This is a genomic window from Streptomyces sp. NBC_01275, from assembly GCF_026340655.1.
Classification (GTDB): domain Bacteria; phylum Actinomycetota; class Actinomycetes; order Streptomycetales; family Streptomycetaceae; genus Streptomyces.
Genome location: NZ_JAPEOZ010000001.1, coordinates 7,837,325 through 7,856,418, shown reverse-complemented (window position 1 = coordinate 7,856,418; position 19,094 = coordinate 7,837,325). Strand labels below are relative to the sequence as shown.

General features: G+C 69.0%; 14 protein-coding genes and 3 pseudogenes. 10 read left to right on the top strand and 7 right to left on the bottom strand.

Annotated elements, in window-relative coordinates; translation table 11 throughout:
* Positions 1 to 37: 37 nt before the first annotated feature.
* On the top strand, positions 38 to 5,416 hold the full coding sequence (locus OG562_RS34440; RefSeq protein WP_266405042.1) for a sacsin N-terminal ATP-binding-like domain-containing protein: 5,379 nt from the start codon (positions 38 to 40) through the stop codon (positions 5,414 to 5,416).
* A 250-nt stretch (positions 5,417 to 5,666) separates the two neighbouring features.
* Here the strand turns inward: OG562_RS34440 and OG562_RS34435 are convergent.
* Positions 5,667 to 5,789, bottom strand: a pseudogene (locus OG562_RS34435) (3-oxoadipate enol-lactone hydrolase); the annotation flags it as partial.
* Positions 5,768 to 6,934: a site-specific integrase gene (locus OG562_RS34430; RefSeq protein ID WP_266405039.1), complete on the bottom strand. Its 1,167-nt coding sequence runs from the start codon at positions 6,932 to 6,934 to the stop codon at positions 5,768 to 5,770. The pseudogene OG562_RS34435 and the gene OG562_RS34430, both read right to left, overlap by 22 nt.
* A gap of 767 nt (positions 6,935 to 7,701) precedes the next feature.
* On the opposite strand from OG562_RS34430, the gene OG562_RS34425 reads away from it, so the two are divergent.
* From OG562_RS34425 to OG562_RS34415, 3 genes are all read left to right on the top strand, one after another.
* On the top strand, positions 7,702 to 8,379 hold the full coding sequence (locus tag OG562_RS34425; protein ID WP_266405038.1) for an SDR family oxidoreductase: 678 nt from the start codon (positions 7,702 to 7,704) through the stop codon (positions 8,377 to 8,379).
* Between the two features lie 237 nt (positions 8,380 to 8,616).
* Positions 8,617 to 9,504 (top strand): hypothetical protein, encoded by an 888-nt coding sequence (locus OG562_RS34420; RefSeq protein ID WP_266405037.1) that lies wholly within the window; start codon positions 8,617 to 8,619, stop codon positions 9,502 to 9,504.
* Positions 9,501 to 9,782 (top strand): nuclear transport factor 2 family protein, encoded by a 282-nt coding sequence (locus OG562_RS34415; protein ID WP_266405035.1) that lies wholly within the window; start codon positions 9,501 to 9,503, stop codon positions 9,780 to 9,782. The genes OG562_RS34420 and OG562_RS34415 overlap by 4 nt, the downstream gene beginning before the upstream one ends.
* A 464-nt stretch (positions 9,783 to 10,246) precedes the next feature.
* Here the strand turns inward: OG562_RS34415 and OG562_RS34410 are convergent, their stop codons facing one another.
* Complete coding sequence (locus OG562_RS34410) at positions 10,247 to 10,942, bottom strand: TetR/AcrR family transcriptional regulator (protein WP_266405032.1); 696 nt, start codon at positions 10,940 to 10,942, stop codon at positions 10,247 to 10,249.
* Positions 10,943 to 10,983: 41 nt separating this feature from the next.
* On the opposite strand from OG562_RS34410, the gene OG562_RS34405 reads away from it, so the two are divergent.
* Both OG562_RS34405 and OG562_RS34400 read left to right on the top strand, forming a co-directional pair.
* Complete coding sequence (locus OG562_RS34405) at positions 10,984 to 11,133, top strand: hypothetical protein (protein WP_266405029.1); 150 nt, start codon at positions 10,984 to 10,986, stop codon at positions 11,131 to 11,133.
* A 464-nt stretch (positions 11,134 to 11,597) separates the two neighbouring features.
* Positions 11,598 to 11,747, top strand: coding sequence for a hypothetical protein (locus OG562_RS34400; protein ID WP_006379254.1), 150 nt, complete (start codon positions 11,598 to 11,600; stop codon positions 11,745 to 11,747).
* Positions 11,748 to 11,767: 20 nt separating this feature from the next.
* On the opposite strand, the gene OG562_RS34395 is transcribed toward OG562_RS34400, so the two are convergent.
* Positions 11,768 to 12,460, bottom strand: a complete 693-nt coding sequence (locus tag OG562_RS34395) for a TetR/AcrR family transcriptional regulator (RefSeq protein WP_266405027.1) — start codon at positions 12,458 to 12,460, stop codon at positions 11,768 to 11,770.
* Positions 12,461 to 12,609: 149 nt separating this feature from the next.
* Between OG562_RS34395 and OG562_RS34390 the strand changes: the two genes are divergently transcribed.
* The 3 genes from OG562_RS34390 to OG562_RS34380 are packed head-to-tail and all read left to right on the top strand — an operon-like array spanning position 12,610 to position 14,047.
* Positions 12,610 to 13,281, top strand: a complete 672-nt coding sequence (locus OG562_RS34390; protein WP_266405025.1) for an SDR family oxidoreductase — start codon at positions 12,610 to 12,612, stop codon at positions 13,279 to 13,281.
* A gap of 44 nt (positions 13,282 to 13,325) precedes the next feature.
* Positions 13,326 to 13,781: a hypothetical protein gene (locus tag OG562_RS34385; protein WP_242433066.1), complete on the top strand. Its 456-nt coding sequence runs from the start codon at positions 13,326 to 13,328 to the stop codon at positions 13,779 to 13,781.
* Positions 13,782 to 13,795: 14 nt separating this feature from the next.
* A complete protein-coding gene (locus OG562_RS34380) occupies positions 13,796 to 14,047 on the top strand; it encodes a hypothetical protein (RefSeq protein ID WP_057577254.1) in 252 nt (83 codons plus the stop codon).
* Positions 14,048 to 14,108: 61 nt separating this feature from the next.
* On the opposite strand, the pseudogene OG562_RS34375 reads toward OG562_RS34380, so the two are convergent.
* From OG562_RS34375 to OG562_RS34365, 3 genes and pseudogenes are all read right to left on the bottom strand, one after another.
* Positions 14,109 to 15,106 (bottom strand): annotated as a pseudogene (locus tag OG562_RS34375) (IS5 family transposase).
* Positions 15,107 to 15,393: 287 nt separating this feature from the next.
* Positions 15,394 to 16,416 (bottom strand): zinc-dependent alcohol dehydrogenase family protein, encoded by a 1,023-nt coding sequence (locus OG562_RS34370; protein ID WP_266405014.1) that lies wholly within the window; start codon positions 16,414 to 16,416, stop codon positions 15,394 to 15,396.
* A 138-nt stretch (positions 16,417 to 16,554) separates the two neighbouring features.
* Positions 16,555 to 17,808, bottom strand: a complete 1,254-nt coding sequence (locus OG562_RS34365; RefSeq protein ID WP_266405012.1) for an MFS transporter — start codon at positions 17,806 to 17,808, stop codon at positions 16,555 to 16,557.
* Positions 17,809 to 17,944: 136 nt separating this feature from the next.
* On the opposite strand from OG562_RS34365, the pseudogene OG562_RS34360 reads away from it, so the two are divergent.
* Positions 17,945 to 18,894 (top strand): annotated as a pseudogene (locus tag OG562_RS34360) (helix-turn-helix domain-containing protein).
* The last annotated feature ends 200 nt before the right edge of the window (positions 18,895 to 19,094 follow it).

Here is a 19,094-nt window from a genome sequence, read left to right as displayed (position 1 = left end):
GCAGAGTCTCGTTGAGGCACGGGGCTATCTCACAGATGTGGAGAGCGGGCGGTCCACCGCCCGTGAACTCAAGGCGCTCGTCGACGAGATGATCACGCCTGGGTATGAGGGCCGCGTCTTGATCGAGCTACTGCAGAACGCGCACGACGCACATCCGGCGAAGCGGCGCGACGGCCAGATCGAGTTCCTGTTGTGCGAGGACGAGGGCGATCACGGCGTCCTTCATGTGGCCAACAGAGGGCGGTCGTTCAGCGACGAGGACTTCAAGGGGGTCTGCACGGTCGGCCTGTCACCCAAGCGTCCTGACGAAGGCATCGGGCACAAAGGCATCGGCTTCAAGAGCGTCCTCCAGCTCACCGTTGCTCCCGAGGTATACAGCGTGTCCCGGCAAAACGCGCGCACCTTTGACGGTTTTTGCTTCCGCTTCGCCCAACCCGCCGACTTCGACTGGATCGCCGAACAAGTGGCGCCGGACAATCCGTCGGCGGCACAGCAACTGCGCGATGGAGTCAGCTCCTTGAAGCTGCCGGTTCCAGTGGACGACGTTCCGGAGAGCGTCCGGTCGTTCCGGCGCCGGGGCTTCGTGACCGTCATCCGACTGCCGCTGCGCTCGGCGCAGGCGCGCGCCGAGGTCGAGCGTCAGCTCGCCGAACTCACTGCTCCTCAGGCGCCCTTCGAGCTGTTCCTGCACCGCGTAGCCAAGGTGACCATGGCGCGCCGTGGCGGCACCGACAAGAGGCGGACCCGCCCGGAGACGTACGAGAGGAAGGTCCGCACCCTCATCTCGGCGGAGGGGCTGCGTGTGCAGGAGGTGGTGCTGCGGCGTCGTATGCGTCTCGTTGTGGTGCACACCCAGGTGGACGAGGCCACGGCCCGCGAAGCGATCGAGCGAGCCGTCGACGCGCGGGTGATGAGCAAAGTCTGGTCCACATGGCGGGGCCCGGCGGAGGTCAGCGTGGCCGTTCCGGCGGGCGACCCTTTGGACGCCGGGCGGCTGTACGCGTTCTTGCCGATGGCGGACGAGGCGCCCTGTCCGGTGCCCGGGTTTGTTAACGCGCCGTTCTTCACCACCTTCGAGCGCCGGTCGTTCTCCGAAACTGTGCCGTGGAACGCGCTGCTGCTCGACGCGGTGGCCCGCGCCTGCGCGCTGGCGGCGCTGTTGCCCGCAGGCACACGGAGGCGGATTCCGTCGGCTGCGCTCGTCGACCTGTTCTGCTGGAGCCCGGCGCAGGTGCACCGGCTGCAGTCCGCGATACGGATGCTGGGCCAGTCGCTCGAAAAGGTCGCGTTCCTGCCGGTGCTTCATCCGGCCGGAGACCACACCTCGCTCGCTGGCGCCTTCGCATGGCAGAAGCCCGGGAAGGCAAGGGTGTTCACTCCGCAGGCGCTGGCCACGGCGGGCGTCAAGGACCTCATCGATCCGGGGCTCCACTCAACGCGGCTGCGGCGTCTGGAGGATCTCGGCCGACGGTTCGGGCTGCGCTTCGGTCCGCGTCCCGACGGGCTCGCGGACTGGGCGGAGCGGCTCGCTCTGGCGTTGCACGCCGACCGTGTGGGGCTGGACACCTGGGCGGATTTCTATGCCGACCTGTCCCTCTGCCTCACGGACGGCGGCCGTGCGCTGCGCGGCAAGCAGATCATCCTCGGCACCGGCGGGGAGTTGCTGCCAGCCGGGGGCACGGGGGTGTTCGTACCGCGGCCGGTGGAGTCGGCAGCCGCACGTATGACTGCTCCCCCGGCCACGGATACGGCCGGCGCCACCGCGGCGCCGGTGCCCGAGCGGCTCGCGGAGCACCTCCGCTTCGCGCACGGCGGCCTGCTCTGGTCCGGGAAGCGGGCCACGCGTCGCACGCAAGGGTTGCGCTGGCTGGAGCAGCAGGAGCTGGTGCGCCCGTATGCGCCCCAGGCGGTCCTCGACGTGGTGGCCGAGGCCATGGGCAGGGAGCGGGGGGACGACGGTGCGCTGCGCGTGTATCTGAAGTACGCGTGTACCGTGTGGGCGGCAAGCCTCGCGGAGTCGGGAGGGGGCGGCCTGCGTGTGAGCGGACTGCTAGGGCCCGCGCGGGACGGCTGGATCACGCTGGGCACCGCGATGTTCGGCCCAGGCTGGCCAGGCACTCAGCGACACGTTGACGACACTTTGGTGCGCTTCCTCGCCAGGGAATCGGCCGGGTCGGACGAATTGGCGCGACTCGCGGGGCAGGTCATCGAGCCACCGGAGGAGATCCTCGAGCCAGGCGACGAGACCAGCGTCGATGTCGGCACGCTGCAGCGGTTCCTGGAGCGACAGGGCGTCAGCCACGGGCTGCGGCCTCGCCAACATGCGGTGAACATGACGTCCGACTCCCTGAAAGGCAGCATCCTCAACTCTCCCTACAGCTTCTCCGGGTTCCCCAGCGTCCCGCTGACGCGACAGGAGCTGCGTAACTGGCGTCGGACAGCAGTCCGTTGGACGAACCATCAGCGTGGGCTCTACAGCACGGTGTCCTACCGCCCGCAACAGCCGCTGTGCACGCTGCCCGGCCAGAGCGACTACGAGTCGTTCGACGACGACAGCCGCAAGCTGTACGCGGAGCTGATTCTGCACGGGCTCGGCTCCTGGCCCGACACTGTCCTGGAGACGACCTACACCGGCGGTTCCGATCGAAACGGCACGCGCTGGCCGACGCCGCTGGCGGGGTTCCTCGCCCAAGCGCCCTGGATCCCGCAGCAAGATCCTCGTCCCGCGGACGGGCAGACCGCCACGTCCCGGTTCGCGGATGCGAGCAGTGCATGGTGGTGGTCGGGCGAGGGTGCGGCGCCCGAATACCTCGCCACGGCGCCCGCCTCCCTGCGCGCGCGGGCCACGGATCGGGTCCGCGTGCGCCTTGCCCTGCTGGGCGTGCGCAGTTGGGACGATCCGGAATCCGCGCTCGCCCGGCTCGATCACCTGGCCGAGCTGGTGTTGTCAACGCCGAGCCTGCGGCACGGGCGGCTCGGCCATCTGGTCCGCAAGGCGAACGAGAAGGCGTGGGGCGACCTACTGCCTGCGCACGGGCCGGGGCCCACGGGCTTCGGGGAGATGACCGACCTTGTGGTCTCGTGTGAGGACGCGCTCGCAGCGGTCGGAGGGCGGACGGAACGGGAACAGATGGCGGAGCAGAACGAAGCAGCACCGGAGGAGGGTCCTGCCCCAGAAGAGGACCACAAGGCAGAGACCATCTACGTCGCCGACGATCAGGGTGCCATCGAGCGCAGGCTACTCGATGCCGTCGCTGTCCCCGTGCTGCCGATCGGTGCCGGCGCCCTCGCGGACCGCGTCAACTCCTATCTGCGTCGCCGAACTTCCTTCCCCACCCGCCGGACCAGTGCAGCCGTCGTGGAGGTCCTAGCGGACGGACTGCCCTTGAACGATGCCTCCGGTGGCCTACTGACGGAGGTTGCGGGGCCCTGGCTGGCCACGCTGGTGGCGGGGCTCGTCGAGTTCGATGCCGAGCGGGCCCTGCGGCTCACGGATGTCTCACCCGCTCTGATCATGCGGCGGATCGGCGCCTGTCGGCTCGTGCGGGCCACGCGCACAGTGCAGTACGTCGACGGTCACGTCGTGCCCAGCGAGACGGCGGAGCGGTCGCTGTTTCAGGGGACACCAGAACGGGGGCTCGTCGTGACAGTCCACCCCGACGGTGATCAGGCTCCGGAGTGGGAGATCCTGCAGCACGCAGCCCCCGCAGTGGCCGCCCTCGTCGGAGCTCCGGTACTTGGAGAACGTCTTCAACTGGCCCTCTTCAAGCTAGCGCAGCGATGCGCCAAGCCGGGAGACGTCGCCGACGTGGACCTCGCAGACGTCCTGCGCGTCCCCGTGGGCAAGCTGGAGGCCGTGCTCTCCGACCGGTCCTCTGTACGCTCCGGCAGCGCTCGCCTCGTCCCGCTCCTGGCCTGTGTGGATCCCGCACACGCTGAGGATCTACAACGCCAGCAGGAGACATTCCACGATCGCGCGCAGCTCCACGACTGGCTGGCCTCACGAGTGAACCCCAAAACCACCCGGACGCTAATGCGCCTCATAGATGACGACGACTGGCAGCGCAGACTCACCGCACTCGGCGTCAAGTTGGCCGACGCCAATCGTGCGTGGCGGGACCTCGACCTACCGTCCGTGCACAACAGGGCAGGTCACACACGCCAGTTCGCGCACTGGCTGCAGCACAACCGGGCCGACCTCGTCGATCGTGTACGCGATACGTTCGTTCCCGCGTATCGAGCCGGATCGCCGCTTGAGTCATACGTCGGGCTACGCGAGCTACCCGGTCTTGAGGCAGCACCGGAGTGGCTCGACCTCTATTGGGACGTGCCAACCGATGTCTTGCGTACGCACGCGGAAGCATGGGCCCGTGCTCACCTGCCCGCCCCGTCCCCCGCGCAGAGCAAGCGGGCGACCAAGGATGGCGCCTCTACGCGGCCGGTCGCCGAGCTCCGTGACGTGTGCATGGGAGTCCTGCACGACCAGCTTCCGCGGCTGCGCACTCTCATAGACACCTGGGTACGCCTCCATGGAGGCGGCGGACAGGCGCACGGACTCCCCTCCGTCGAGGAGGTCGCGCGGGCTATGGACGCGCAGGGGCTCCTCGATTTCGAGCGGCTGCGCAAGCAGCGGCTGACGCGCTGGTTGAGCGACCACGGCTACTGGCCTGACGGCATGCCCCTCACCCACCGCTCCGCCGACTTGGCCTTGGACCAATCCCGGGCGGCCGGACAAAGCGTGCCGGCGGGTCCCGGAACAGGTGCGTGGCCGCTCGCCGCAGGCCCTCATGTGGTGCTCAGCGGAAAGCGCCTGCCCATCGGCCGGGACGACCTGCGCACGCTGGCCTGCGAGGTGGCAAGCGATGTAACCGAGGACCAACTTGCCGTCTCGCCGACGCCGTTGGCATCGCTGCCGCCTACAATCCCCCGGGCCCGGAGGGAGCGCGGCGAAAGCAGTGAGGGCTACACGGTGGCTCCTGTGGATCCCGCGACGAAACTGGCCATCGGCCTCGCCGGGGAAAAGGTCGTCGGCGCGTGGCTGCACCGCCACTATGAAGTGCCTGAGCAGGAGTCGTGGCGCTCCGGACTGCGTTCGCACGTCTATCCAGATGGCATCGGGGACGACCGGCTCGGCTATGACTTCCGGATCACCACCCCGGAGCGGACCCTGTACTTCGAGGTCAAAGCGTCCACCGGCGCCGACGGCGAAATTCAGTTGGGCGAGTCCGAGGTCGACCGGGCACGCGCCCTCAAGCCTGACGAGACGTACTTCATCGTGTACGTCTCCCATGTGCTGGACGGCGCCCGCCGCCACATCACACCATTGCCCAACCCTTTCGGAGCACCCGGGCTCGCGGGGTACCGCCTGGTGGGCAACGCGCTGCGGCTGCGATTCACCTTGCCCACGATGCACTAAAGGCGGCACTGCACGACATCTTCGTTCAGGCCGCTTCGCGAACGGTGCGGCCTGAACGCGAGAGCAGGGGATCAGACCCCACCGCCGAGGAACGACGAGGCCCCTGCCAGCATCAGGCCGGCAGGGGCCTCAATGACCCTCGCGTGTCACATCGCTGTCACGAACAGCCTCGACGCACCTGAACCACACAGGCCACACCCACGTGAACGGCCTCATCCTGGACCACATGGACGCCAGAAGACGGCTTCTACCACCTGTGCCATGTAGCACCGAGGGAGCATCCCAAGACCAGGACCGGAGCCTGTTCTGGCCCGTCAAAGCGGTATTGCAAGGTTTCGACGTTCTTCTCACTCACCCGCTCACGCTCCCACATCTCACACTCTCTTCGTGAGCGGGGGCCGGGTCGCTCGCGAGACCTCCCCAGGTATCCGCTGCCGGACGAAGATCCTCCACATCCGGCTTCACATACCAGCGCTTCGTGGTCTTGACGTTGGTGTGCCCTGCCCACCGGGCCAGGAGGTGATCCGGCACCCCGTTGTTCGCGAGGTATGTGAAGCAACTCGCGCGAGCGTCGTACAAGCGGACCCGCCGCAGCCCGTGCTCGTCCATGACCTTGTACGCCCGCTCGCGCAGCTGCCGCCCGTTGAGTGCCCTGCCGAGTTCGTCCACGAGCACGTACCCGCTGTCCTCATACCTCTCCCCCGCCGCCAGCTTGTCGGCCACGTGCAGGGCCCTGAAGCACTTCAGGGCCTCCCGGACCAGATCGGGCAGGGGAAGCTGCCGTTCACCGGCGAGAGATTTCGTGTCCTTCTCCACCACGGTCTTGTTCCCCATCACCGTTCGCGTGTTGGCGACAGTCAGGGTTGCCTTGGGCAGGTCGACATCGGCCCAGCGCATGCCGCAGATCTCCGCCGGCCGCAGGCCCATCAGACAGAGAAGGAGAGGGCCGTAGAGGCGGTCGTCCTTCACCGCACGCACGAAGGCATGAACCTCCTCAAGGTTCCAGGGCTGGACCACCGCCTTGGCCCTGCGCTCCGCCTTTCGCACTTTCCGAGGGATCGTGACCTCGTGGGCGACGTTCGCGGCAACCAGGCGCCGGGCCACTGCCCGGTTCAGTGCCTCCTTCAGCCGCGCCAGGGACATCTCCACCGAGGTCACCCCGAGACCCGTGCCCGTCTTGCCACCACGAACGCGGCCATCCTCAAGCGCCCACCTCATCCACGCCTCGACGTGGTCCTCGGTCAGTTCCTGGAGCCGGAGGTGCCCGAGCTTCCCCCGGACACGGCCCAGGGTCATCGTGTAGCTGTAGATGGTCGTCTCTTCCAGGTCTTCGGCCTTCTTGGCGAGCCACTGATCGAGCCATTCGTTCACCGTGATCTTGTTGGGCTCGACGAACGCCCCCTCGTAACGGCGGTTCGTGATGCGGGCGTACTCGGCCTTCGCTTCCCTCAACGTGCCGAAGGTACGGGTCAACTGCTTGCGCTTCCCGGTAACGGGATCGGTCCCGACATCGACCACAAACCGATACCGAACCTGCCCCTTCGCATTCGGAGGAAGCTTCTTGAACGGGACGGACAGGATTACTCACTCTCCTCAAAAGCGTGACACCCTTTCACGAAGGCACAGACGCCGCTGCGCTCAGCGAAAGGCACCACGGTCAGCAGGGCAGCAGGCGACAGGACCGCTCGCTCCCTCAGGAGCCGGCGGCTCGGTCCACCTTGTCCGGTACGGCTCCCTCGCTGAGTCCGGCCGGATGCACACCTTCAATGGTCGCCATCATCGCCGGTTTGGCTAACCGGCGATCATGGTCTATGTTGCGCTCGCCGCCGACGGTCTCGGCCTCACCATCCCCGATGCGGCCTTGATCAGGAGCCCACCCCGAAGGACCGGACTACAGGGCGGCGAAGCACAAGCTGCACCGTCGTCTCGCCGTCCTGCAGGGAGTCCGCCCACTCCCCGCTCCAGGACCGCCAGTCGAATGCGGGTAACCGGCCCGCTTGAGGCGCCGCCTCAGCACCATCGGACCACAGAGCTCGCTCTGCGGGGCGCACCGTCTTTGAGGAACTGGCCGCGTAGTCCACATGGCGCCTCATAGGAACGCCGATCAGCTTCTCCGGTCCCCTGGCTCCAGGACTCACACCACGCGACGGGCAATCGGATCGCCCTATCCAGTTCCGTGGTACCGTGGTGGCAGCAAACCGGTAAGGGCTATCCGAATCAAGAAACGGATAAACCTATCCGGATCTATGCCTTCCCCCGCCATCTCGTCCTGAAAGGACTTTGCCGTGACCAGCATCGCCATCGTCGGAGCCGGCCCGCAGCTGGGTCTGGCCATCGCCCGCACCTTCGGCTCCCAGGGCTTCGATGTCGCTCTGATCTCCCGCAACCGCGAGAAGCTCGACGGGCTCGTCGGCACCCTGACCGGCGAGGACATCACCGCCGCCGCGTTCCCCGCAGACGTGCTCGACCGTGACGCGCTCACCCAGGTACTCAAGGACGCCGCCGAGAAGTTCGGCGGAATCGACGTCCTGGAGTACTCCCCGGTGGGGACCTTCGGATCCACTGCTCTGACCACCCCGGCCGAGACCGAACCGGCCCACATACAGCACGAGATCGAGTTCCAGCTGTATGGGGCGATCGCCGCCACCAAGGCGGTGCTGCCCGCGATGCGGGAGGCCGGGGCAGGCACCCTGCTCTACACCACCGGCGCCGGCTCCATCGATCCCGTGCCGCAGGTCGGCAACGTCAACGCCGCCGCCGCGGCCCTGCGCAACTGGGCGGTCAACCTGCACAAGGAACTGGACGGCACCGGCATCCAGGCCGCCCACGTCGGCATCGACGTGTCGATCGGCACGCCGGCCGTCCCCGGCTTCCCGACGGCCCAGCCCGAGGAGATCTCCCCCGTCTACTGGGACCTGCACACCACCAAGCGCGACCAGGCCGAGCTCGTCTTCAGCCTCTGACACGGACCGACCTTCGTGATCCGCTTTCCGGCGAACCTTGATCGCGCTGCGGTGTTCCGGGCCGCGGCGCGATCAAGGAGAAGGGTTCCGTCCCGACGGACATCGTCGGGCGCCCCGATCGCGCCCTCCGGCGTCATGAAGACCGCCAAGTCCCGTGAGTGGCTCGCTCCCTGACACTCGCGGCCTGCTGATGCCTGCCATCAGCTCATCCCCCACTGCTTCGAGGAGTAGACCGGCATGACCACGACCACCGATCCGTCCTACGTCGACCCGGCACTGATCAACGCCCGCGCGGTCCGTCTCGTCAACGCGTTCAAGGACGCTCTGGCCCGCATGCGCGACGAGGAGGGACTGACCTTCGACGACCTCCACGCGGCAACCGACCTGCTCCAGAAGGTCCAGGCGGCCACCGGCGCCCCGCTGGCGCTGGTCGCCATGCCACTGTTCAGCGAGGTCTTCCAAGGCGGCCGGGACGGATACACCCCCTCCGAGGAGGTCAACAGCCCCACGTACATCGCCGACTCTCCGCGCATCGACAACCCCGGCATCCTGCCGATGCGACCGGACGAACCCGGCACTCCGCTGGTCGTGTCCGGCCGCGTTCTGGACGGCAACCGTCGGCCGATCGAGGGCGCCAAAGTGGACATCTACCATGCGGCCAACAACGGCGACTACTCCGGGCTGTACGACGACGGAGTGCCCAGGTACAACCTGCGCGGCCACTTGTTCACAGACGCCGACGGCCGGTACGCCTTCACCACGATCACCCCGGTCGCCTACGCCGACTCCCACATCATGGAAGTCGACGGGGTCACCGATGCCGTCGCGGCCCTCGGGCGCAGCCTCTACCGTCCGGCCCACATCCACTACGAGGTCCACCACCCCGACCTGGTCACCCCCTGGCGGGGTGAGATCTACTTCAAGGGAGACCCGGTCATCCCCGTCGACTTCGTCGGCGGAACCCTGGCTCCTCCCGCGCTGCAGGCCGACACCGTCCTGCACGAGGACCCCAAGGACATGGCAGCCGCCGGCTTCCAGGGCCCCTACCGGTCGATGGAGTTCGACTTCGTCCTCAAGACCCGCACCAGCCCGGACACCATCACCCCGAACGGAACGACGGCATGACCAACGAGGACGCGACCGCCTGGGCGCTGGCCCGGCTCAACACTGCCTTCTACCACCACTACGACCGCCGCGAGTACGACGCGGTGCTTGAATTCTTCGCCCCCGACGCCCTCTACGAGCGGCTCGGACAGAAGATACGTGGCCATGCCGAGATCCTGGACCTGCTCAACGCCCGTCCAGGGCCCGAGGAGCTGACCGCCCGCCACATAATGGGGGCCACGCACTTCCACACCATCGGCGACACCACCGCTCAGGGAACCATCACCCTGCTCGGATAGGGCGGCCGCCCACCCACCGAATCCGGACCCGCCCCCTACACCCTGGCAACCGGCGGACACATCTTCGAACAGGCCGACCACTACCGCCTCGACGACGGGCGCTGGAAGATCACCCACCGCACACTCCACCAGATCCTCACCCCGATCTCCGACTGACGATCCACGGCACGAAGGCGAGCAGACGGCGATCACGACATGCTCAGCCACGCTCTGCTCACCTTCGTGAACATCGACGCGGTGGACCGTCCACGCCACGACTGCGACGTCCCCGTGGCCTGTCGGCAAGCAGCCACCCGGGCAGACCTGGTACGGCGAATGGTCCCACCCGACACCGATCCGGAACCTCACCCAGCACCGGGCCCTTGACCTGCGCCATGAGCACCCCAGTCCTGCCTTCTTGCGCCCCCTTTCCCCGACATGCCGCCATCGTGCCGCGCCCCGGCACGGGTGCTCCGGTCCTGAAGTCAGCCGCCCTTGCCCGGCGCCGGTGTGGCAGTGCCCTGGCCGGCGCGGAGCATGGCCCTGTAGAGCGCGTCGTGCCCGGGCGAGTCGGGCAGCGGGCCGCGGGCCGGGGCCTCAAGGGACTGGATGAACAGGGCGACAACGCGCCGCCAGGCGTCCGGGGCGGCGTCGCCGGTGGCGTTGACGACACCGGCGTTGGCCATGTGGATCAGCACCAGGTCCGAGGGGTCGAAGTCCTCGCGCAGGCGGCCGGTGGCCTTGGCGCGGTCGATGAGGACCAGCATGCCCTCGTACGCCCGGTTGCGGCGCTCCTCCAGGACCTTGGCGGTGGGGAAGGTCATGGTCAAGACGTCGGCGAAGCCGCTGTCGGCGGCCTGCATCGCGCAGGCGGTCTCGATGTACCCGACGAAGCCGTTCCACGGGTCGGGGTCCTCCAGGGCGACGGTGACCACGTCGACGTAGGCACCCATGCGGTCGGAGAAGACGGCGTCGACCAGTTCCTCCTTCGTGGGGAAGCGGCGGAACATCGTCGCGATCCCCACGCCCGCCTCGCGAGCCACGGAGGCCATGGAGGCGTTCAGGCCGTCGCGCGCGAACACCGTGCGGGCGGCGGCGATGATCCGCTCCCGGTTGCGCTCGGCGTCACTGCGCAGAGGCTGCGCGGCGGGACCGTCGGGGTGCTGGGCGCCAGGGGTCATACCAGCCAGTCTAGCAATCGGATTGACCTATCCATTTTCCGGTGCTGCGCTTGCCACAGCGAGCCGGAGGGCGCTACCTGAACCGCGAGAACCTCGAAGGTCTTCTCGACAAGCTCGCCTCCGAGGGCATCACCGCCGGCGCGCTCCCCGCGGCCGTCATCGACCGCGATGCGCTCTCCCGGGCACCCTGACACGCTTCCACGCAGTTCGGCGGGATCGACGTCCTTGAGTACTCCGGTGGGCGGGCTCGGCGGTGCCGCTCGCACGGCCCCTTCTCGGCACAGCACCAGCGGTAGGTGGAGGAAGCGATGCGCAGTTCCCGGAGTACGGGCTCGACCCCCAGATGCGGGTGCTCGTCGAGGAGAGCCGTCACCTGGACCGGGTCGGGTCGAGCTGTGCGGAGCGCAGTCGTCTTCTCCACGGGGCCTCCTCATGGCGCCTGCTCCGCAGAGCCCGGAGGATGACGCCCGGGCTGGTCGCGCAGCCCGGCCCGGTCCGCGCAGATCTCCCCCGTCTACTGGGACCTGCACGCCACCCACGACTAGGGCCTGTTCTGAGTTGAGGTCACGGGAGGGCTGGAAGGCTACGTAACCAGAGGATGGACCCGCGCAGGTGGAGTCCTGCGGTATAGCTCTCGGGTGTCTTGTCATAGCGAGTGGCCAGCCCTGAGGCGGCCTTCGAGGCGCACGCCGTGTCGCCGGTGCACGCGGAGGTCACCAAACGCCTCCGCGAACTCTGCGTCGCGGGGACGGAGGCGTACCGGCTCGGCCTGGTCGCCGGGAAGGGGCTCCCCGCGGCGTCTTGAGACAACGCGCGTCTCGACGGTCAGGCGCCGCAGGCCCCGTTTCCGCCGAGGCTGATCATGGCGCGGTACAGCTGCTCCTCGGTGAGCGGCGGCGCCGGTAGCGGGTGGGCGCGGTCGGTTCGGAAGCCGTCGAGCAGAAGGTAAAGGTGGCGGCGCCAGGCGTCCGGGGCGATGGCGTGGGTGGCCTCGGTGACGCGGCTGTGCGACCAGATGACGAAGGCAAGGTCCTCGGGGGTGAGGTCGGGGCGCAGGCTGCCCTGCTCCTGCGCACGCTCGACGATGTGTACACCGAGTTCGCGGATGCGGGTCTGGGCGCCCGCCAGGCAGGCGCCCTCCGGCAGCCGTATGGAGGCCAAGTCGTTGAACCCCCGGTCCTGTGACTGAAGTTCGCACATGGTCTCCAGGAAGTGGCACAGCCCCGCCCAGGCGTCATCCATGGTGACGGCCTTCTCGGCGGCCTCCCGCCAGACGGCCAGCTTCCCGGCGAAGGTTGCCTGCACCAGGTCCAGCCGGGTGGGGAAGTGCCGGTACAGCGTGCCGATGGCCACCCCGGCCCGCTTTGCCACCTGCTCCAGGGGTGCCTCCATGCCCTGCTCGGCGAAGCAGGAGCGGGCCGCGGTGAGCAGGGCCTCGCGATTGCGCTGCGCGTCGCGCCGCAGGGGGCGGACGGGGGCCGGGTTCCCGGCGGAGGCGGACGGACGGTCGATGGCCATGTCACTCAGGCTACCAACCGGAGGGATGCCTCATTTTCTCTGCTACGATCCAAGAACATGAGGCTGCCCTCGATTTTCAGTCCTGACCGCTGTCGTGGCGGGAGGTGCGCCTCATCCATTCAGGCCGTCCGACCACAGGAGCACCACCCATGCCCGTCATCGCCGTCATCGGGGCAGGCCCCGGCCTGGGCCTGTCCATCGCCCGCCGCTTCGGAAGGGAGGGTTTCCAGGTCGCCCTGGTCTCCCGGACCCAGGACAAGCTCGACGCGCTCGCCGCGCGGCTCGCCGAGGAGGGCATCGAGGCCGCGGGCTTCGCCGCGGACGTGACGCGTCCCGACTCGCTGCAGTCGGCGCTCGCCGCGGTCGCCGACCGGTTCGGGGCCGTCGACGTACTGGAGTACTCGCCCGCCGACCCCACGTTCGACGGCGCCGCCGCCGTCGACGCCACGGCGCAGGACCTCCACAAGCAGCTCGACTACTACCTGTACGGAGCGGTTGCCGCGGTCCGCCAGGTGCTGCCCGCCATGCTCGAACGCGGCAGTGGCACCCTGCTGTTCTCCACCGGCGCATCCTCGGTCCGGCCGCTCGGCGGCGCGTTCGGCAGCATCGGCGTCGCGGCGGCGGCCCTGCGCAACTACGCCATGGCCCTGGGCATCGACCTCGCCGAGCACGGGGTGCACGCCGCGCACGTGGCGATCGGGGTGTTCATCGGCAGCGGTCCCGGCACCGAGCCCGAGACCATCGCCGAGCACTACTGGGACGCGTACACCAAGCGCGACCAGGCCGAGATCGTCCACACCGTCCCCGGCGGCATCTGGTGAGCACCTCCGGCACGCCCGCGGCGAACACGGCCAGGCCACCCTTGGTGAAGTTCTTCCGAGCCGCCAACAAGGTCGTACGGCCGCTGCTCGCCTCCCGCTTCCACAAGCCGCTGAGCGGGCGCCTGATGCTGCTCACGTACAAGGGGCACAGGACGGGCCGCGAATTCACGGTCCCCATCGGCTACTTCGACTGGGATCCCGGCACGGTGCTCGCCTTGTCCTCCCAGCTCGGCTGGATCCCCAGCATGCGCGAAGGGTCCGCCGTCCGGCTGCGCATCCGGGGCCAGGACCACGGCGCCGTCCCGACGGTCGTCGAGGACCCTGAGAAAGTCGCCGCCCTGCTGGGTGAGTTCGGCCGGCGCAAAGGGCCCAAGGCCGCCAAGGGGCTGATGCTCGGCCTCCCAGGCGACCGGCAGCCCACCGACGACGAGCTGCGCACGGCCGCCGCCAAGACCCGCTTCGTCTGCTTCCGGATGGAGCCCGAGCGGCCGGGCCGGTAGCACTCGACCGGCTGATGCGGTCGACGGAGGCCCTTCCCGCCCGCAAGCACTCCGACTATGAGCGCCAGGAGCGGATCATCACCGAGGCCCTGGCCGAACGCTGGCCGGACCCTGAACGGCAGCAGGCACTCCGGCTGGTCGCCATGGCCGGAGTCGGCACACTGCCCCTGGCCATCGAGATCTGGAGCTGCCTGGAACGCCGTGGGCCGCTGGCCGACCATCTGGACGAGGCTTTCGCGGCAGTGCGATCCGAGTTGATCCGGTGACTCGCCGACTGCGCCGGACCCGCGGCTCGCACTCCCGCTAGGGCCAAGTTCTGAGTGGAGGTCACGGGAGGGCTGGAAGGCTACGTAACCAGAGGATGGACCCGCGCAGGTGGAGTCCTGCGGCGTAGCTCTCGGGTGTCTTGTCATAGCGGGTGGCCAGCCCCCGCCATTCCTTGAACTTGTTGATGGCGCGCTCGACTGTGTTGCGATCTTTGTACAGCGTGGCGTCATGGCTGACAGGGCGGCCGCCGGAGCGTCCCTTCTTCTTGCGGTTGGCGGCCTGGTCGGTCTTTTCCGGGATCACCGCCTTGATGTTGCGTCTGCGCAGGTGGGCGCGGTTGGCACGGGAGGAGTACGCCTTGTCGCCGGCCGCTGCGTCCGGCCGGGTCCTGGGGCGGCCGAGGGGACCGCGCACCTTGATCTTCTTGAGGACCGGGATGAAGCGCGGGCTGTCCGCGGCCTGCCCGGGGGTGAGGATGATGGACAGCGGGCGGCAGCGCCGCTCGACGGCGAGGTGGACCTTGCTGGTGAGCCCGCCCCGGGAGCGGCCCAGCTCGGCGGCCCGTAGTCGGGCCCTGCGGCGTCGGTGCACGGCGCGGCGCTGTTCCCGCTCGGGATCCTCCCTGTTCGCGGACCCCTCGCCTACGGCGTCGTTTTGCCCCTTTGCCGCAGCCCCTTTTCCTCCGCCACGGCCTTCTCCAAGTCCTCAAGGAGCTCCGGGGCGACGACCATGCCCGCCGCGTGGTGATGCGCGCGGGCAACGGTCGAGTCCACGCTGACCAGGCTGAGATCGACGTCGTCGCGGGCCGCTGCCTCGGCGATCACCGCTTCCATGAGGGTCTGGAAGACTTCGTCACGCGCCCACGTCCGGAACCGGTCATAGATCGTCGACCAGGAGCCGTAGCTCTCCGGCACATCCCGCCAGGGGCTGCCGGTACGGAACCGCCACATCACCGCGTTGAAGTAGCTGCGCAGGTCAGGAATCGGTCCGAACGCCCCCAGCGGCAGGTGCGGCTCGATCAACTCCCACTCGGCATCGGTCAGATCACCACGAGTCACGCGACCGGTCTACCGCAGCCAGCACCCTCCTGAAGCGGGAATGACCGATCCCGTGATCTCAACTCAGAACAGGCCCTAGGAGGAGGCCGAGCGCGTCGTCAGTCTCTGACGCGACCTCAACTGCCCTGATCCGTCCGATGCCGTCCTCTCGTTGCGCCGCGGCGCAACGAGAGGACGGTCGCGCGAATGCACTACCGGCGACCGATCGGAGTGATCGACGCCACCGAGGACCGGCCCGCGGCCCGCGCCCTCGGCCGCATCGGCCGGGATGGGGCGTGGCTGGTGTGTCAGAGGGTGAGCAGGACCTTGGTGGCGCGGCGCTCATCCATGGCCTTGTAGCCCTCCGGGGCCTGGTCGAGGGGGAGAGTGAGGTCGAAGACCTTGCCGGGGTCGATCTTGCGGTCCCAGATGAGCTGGATCAGGTCGGGCAGGAACCGACGCACCGGGGCCGGGCCACCGAGGGTGTGGATCCCGGCGAAGAACAGCTCGATCCCGGGGATGGACACGTCGTAGTTGACGCCCACGTACCCCAGGTGTCCGCCGCCGCGGGTGGCGCCGACGGCCTGCATGAACGACTCCTGGGTGCCGACCGCCTCGATGACCGAGTGCGCGCCGTATCCGCCGGTGAGTTCCTTGATCTTCGCGACGCCCTCGTCGCCGCGTTCCTCGACGATGTCGGTGGCCCCGTAGTAGCGGGCCAGCTTCTGCCGCTCGGGGTGGCGGGACATGGCGATGATGCGTTCCGCGCCCAGTTGCTTGGCGGCGAGGACGGCCATGAGACCGACCGCGCCGTCGCCGACGACCGCGACGGTCTTGCCGGGTCCGGCCTCGGCGGCGACGGCGGCGTACCAGCCGGTGCCGAGCACGTCGGAGGCGGCCAACAGCGCGGGGATCAGCTCGGGATCGGGCTGGCCCGGGGTGGCGACCAGCGTGCCGTCGGCGTGCGGGATACGGGCCTTCTCGGCCTGCGTGCCGATCCCCCCGTGGACGAACTCGGCGTGGACGCACTTGGACTGGAACCCGGCCTGGCAGATCTCGCAGGTGTTGTCCGAGATGACGAACGATCCGACGACGAAGTCGCCGACCTTGACGTTCTTCACCTCGGAGCCGACCTCCTCCACGACGCCCACGTACTCGTGCCCCATGAGTGTGTGGTCGGCGGGCTCGATGCCGCGATACGGCCACAGGTCGGAGCCGCAGATGCAGGTCGCGGTCAGCTTCACGATCGCGTCAGTGGGCTCGATGATCTTCGGGTCCTCGCGCTCCTCGACCCGGACGTCACCGGCTGTGTGCATGACTACTCCACGCATGGTGGGTCTCCTCTTTCTGTGCGTCGGCGCCTGTGGCGCCGGTGGGATTCAGGGAGGCGCGGGATTCCCGCACTCTTTTCGGTATGCGCATTTCGCGCCTGCCCCTGCTGGAAGGGCGTAACCGGCCCCGGGCGGGCGTCACGCCGTAGCGGCCTGGGTGCGCGCCGCAGGACGGCGACGCTGGATGAGGGCGATGGTGATCACGGGGATCAGGGTCAGCACGGCGATGCCGGTGCCGACAGCCGCAGGGCCCGTGGCCCCCAAAGGGGATGCAAGGGCGAGACCGGCGATCCAGGAGCCGATGGCGGTGCCGAGATTGAACGCCGACACGGTCAGCGCGGACCCCAGAGTGGGCGCCTGCCCCGCGAAACGCACCCCCAGGGAGATGAGCACCGGGTTCGCGCCCAGCCCGAACAGCCCCAGCAGGGCGATGAGCGCGACCGTGGGCGCAGCGTGGCCGGACAGCAGGCAGAGCGCCAGCAGCAGGACCGTGGTCGCCGCGGGCGCCACGATCGTCGTCATGTGCGGACGCCTGTCCCCGAGGCGGCCTCCCACGAGGAAGCCCGCCAGGGCGCCGACGCCGAAGCCGACCAGCACCAGCGGCACGACGCCTGCGGCCAGATGGGCCCGGTCTGTCAGCAGCGGCGAGACGTAGGTGTACGTCGACAGCACACCGCCGGCGGTGGTCGCGCAGGCCGCCAGGACCAGCCACAGGCGCCCCGAGCGCAGAGCGGACAGCTCGGATCGGACCGAGACCGCCTGATCGCCGTCCGTGTCGGACGGAACCTTGGAGGCGATGAGTGCCATAGCCGCCGCTCCGAGGGCGGCGAGTGCCCAGAACGGTCCCCGCCAGCCCATGAGCTGCCCGGCGAAAGCGCCCAGCGGCACACCGACGACGTTGGCGAGCATCGCGCCGGCGCCCACGACACCCAGGGCGCGGGAGCTTGCGGCGGGACCGGCAGCGCGGGCTGCCACCACGTTGCCCACCGCCCAGAACGCTCCGGTCGCCAGCGCCGTCAGGAACCGCGCGGCCAGCAGCAGCGCGAAGCTGGAGCCGAGCGCCACGATGACATGCCCGACAGCGAAGATGCCCAGCGCGATGATCAGTGTCTGCCGCTTGGGCAGCCGCAGGGTCAGCATCGCCATCAGCGGCGCGCCGACGATCATCCCGACCGCGAAGACGGTGATCATCAGACCGGCCCGGGCGACGCTGACCTGCACGTCGCCGGCGATCTCCGGCAGCAGGCCCGCCACCACGAACTCGGTCGTGCCCATCAAAAAGGTGCCGAGAGCCAGCACGTAGACGACGAGCGGAAGCCGGGTGGGCGGACGCTCGCCGTCGTCGAAGCGTACGTCGGCGGGGGCTTGGAGGGTTCCTCCTCGCGTGGTCATGCGTCATCTCCGCAGGGATTGAAAACGGGGTGCGCATCCCACTGAACCGCTCCTGTCGCCCGCGCGGGAGGCTGCGTTTATCGGGGGCACAAGCTCAACCCCCCTCCCCACGGTTGTGGGCCGTAGCGTTGAGAGCATGGAACGCCGCCTGGACAACCGCGCCGACATCCGTGACTTCCTCGCCCGCCGCCGCGCCCAGCTCACCCCCGAGCAGGTCGGCCTGCCCACCAGCGGCCGGCGCCGGGTACCCGGGTTGCGCCGTGAGGAGGTCGCCGTCCTCGCCGGGGTGAGCACCGAGTGGTACACGCGGCTGGAGAAGGGCCACATCAGCGGCGTGTCCGACGATGTCCTCGACGCGGTGGCCCGCACCCTGCAACTCGACGAGGACGAACGCACCTACCTCTTCGACCTGGCCAAAGCCGCCCAGCCCAGCCCCGCCACCCGGCGCCGCCGCAAGCCCGTCGACGTCCCACCGCGCGTCCAGTGGCTGCTGGACTCCATGACCCTGTCCGCAGCGTTCGTCACCAACGGCCGCCTGGACATCGTGGCCACCAACGCGCTCGCCCGCGCCCTGTCGGGCCGATGTTCGACAGCAGCACCACCGACGAACGAGGTCGCCCCAACTTCGCCCGGTACTACTTCCTCGACGACGCCTCCCACGACTTCGTCGACGACTGGGACCGCGCCGCCGACATCACCGTCGCGCTGCTGCGCGCGGAAGCCGGCCGCTACCCGGGCGACAAGGCCCTGCGCGCGCTCGTCGGCGAACTGTCCACGGTCAGCACCGAATTCCGCACCCAATGGGCCGCCCACAACGTGCGCATCCACCACGGCGGCGTCAAACGCTTCCACCACCCCGACGCCGGCCTCCTCGAACTCACCTACCAGCCGCTGGACCTGCCCATGTCCGCCCGGGAGGCGTACTCCCTGACCATCTACACCGCCGAGCCGGGCACCCCCCACGAAGACCGGCTCAAGCTCCTCGCCAGCTGGACGGCCACCCCTGCTCTGCACCGGGGTGCACCCGCCACCCACGCCGGCCGCCAGGACAGGAACGCCGGCACCCACGGCCGATCTGACGGATGAGCAGGCCGAGGCGTACGGGACGTTCACCAAGGTGCCCACGCGCCCTGAGCTGGAGCGGGCGCGCGCCAGAGGCGAGGCGGTCGGTGAGAGTTCGCGGGGTCTCGGGACCGCGCGGGTTGCCGGCAGCACGTCGATCCCCGCCTTGGCGGCCAGGCGTGCACCGCGCCGCCGATGATGCCGAACCTGTCGTTCATTTCTTT

What these genes read in the sequence shown, in the direction of transcription:
- OG562_RS34420 (WP_266405037.1), top strand. Translation starts at nt 8,617, where the DNA reads ATGACCACGACCACCGATCCGTCCTACGTCGACCCGGCACTGATCAAC.
- OG562_RS34415 (WP_266405035.1), top strand. Translation starts at nt 9,501, where the DNA reads ATGACCAACGAGGACGCGACCGCCTGGGCGCTGGCCCGGCTCAACACT.
- OG562_RS34410 (WP_266405032.1), bottom strand. Translation starts at nt 10,942, where the DNA reads ATGACCCCTGGCGCCCAGCACCCCGACGGTCCCGCCGCGCAGCCTCTG.
- OG562_RS34395 (WP_266405027.1), bottom strand. Translation starts at nt 12,460, where the DNA reads ATGGCCATCGACCGTCCGTCCGCCTCCGCCGGGAACCCGGCCCCCGTC.
- OG562_RS34390 (WP_266405025.1), top strand. Translation starts at nt 12,610, where the DNA reads ATGCCCGTCATCGCCGTCATCGGGGCAGGCCCCGGCCTGGGCCTGTCC.
- OG562_RS34380 (WP_057577254.1), top strand. Translation starts at nt 13,796, where the DNA reads ATGCGGTCGACGGAGGCCCTTCCCGCCCGCAAGCACTCCGACTATGAG.
- OG562_RS34370 (WP_266405014.1), bottom strand. Translation starts at nt 16,416, where the DNA reads ATGCGTGGAGTAGTCATGCACACAGCCGGTGACGTCCGGGTCGAGGAG.
- OG562_RS34365 (WP_266405012.1), bottom strand. Translation starts at nt 17,808, where the DNA reads ATGACCACGCGAGGAGGAACCCTCCAAGCCCCCGCCGACGTACGCTTC.